The following is a 464-nucleotide window of genomic DNA, read 5'->3' as shown; positions in this document are numbered from 1 at the left end:
CCTAGTGCATAGCCCAGTGTAAAAAGATTTGGTTTTTGAGTAAAAGATAAGTTTTCCTTTAGTTCTGTTTCAATCTCGAATTCCCCAAGCAATCTTCTCCAACTCCAAGAAGGCTTTTCATAAAATCTGCAAAGTATTCTGGCGGGTTCACACGCATTGAAAAAATAGTTAACGGCTTTGTTAATTGACTCAGAAAGTGCAGAAAGTATGTGATTCCGATTATTTTTGTATCCCTTGCTTCCAATCCAATTAAGATAATAAACGGGTTCCCCACCATCCTCTGAGTGAGACTGAAGTACTTGTTTAGGCAGGACTGGAATTTCAGCAGAGGTACGGTTAGGTGATGCAAGAGATAGAAGGGTAGAAGTTAAAACCATTGCATCATGAATCATTACGTCCTTGCCAGGGAAAACTTTTCCTTTTTCATCAACATGCTCGAATACTGTTGAAAAAATATCACCTAA

The 464-nt window shown here is 38.4% G+C and carries 1 pseudogene; it reads right to left on the bottom strand.

What is annotated here, in order from left to right:
• Positions 1-464, bottom strand: a pseudogene (locus DW49_RS1000000129215) (hypothetical protein); the annotation flags it as partial.

The organism is Pseudomonas avellanae BPIC 631 (assembly GCF_000444135.1).
Lineage (GTDB): Bacteria > Pseudomonadota > Gammaproteobacteria > Pseudomonadales > Pseudomonadaceae > Aquipseudomonas > Aquipseudomonas avellanae.
The sequence above is the reverse complement of the archived record's forward strand: the minus strand, read 5'-3'. Positions and strand labels throughout refer to the sequence as shown.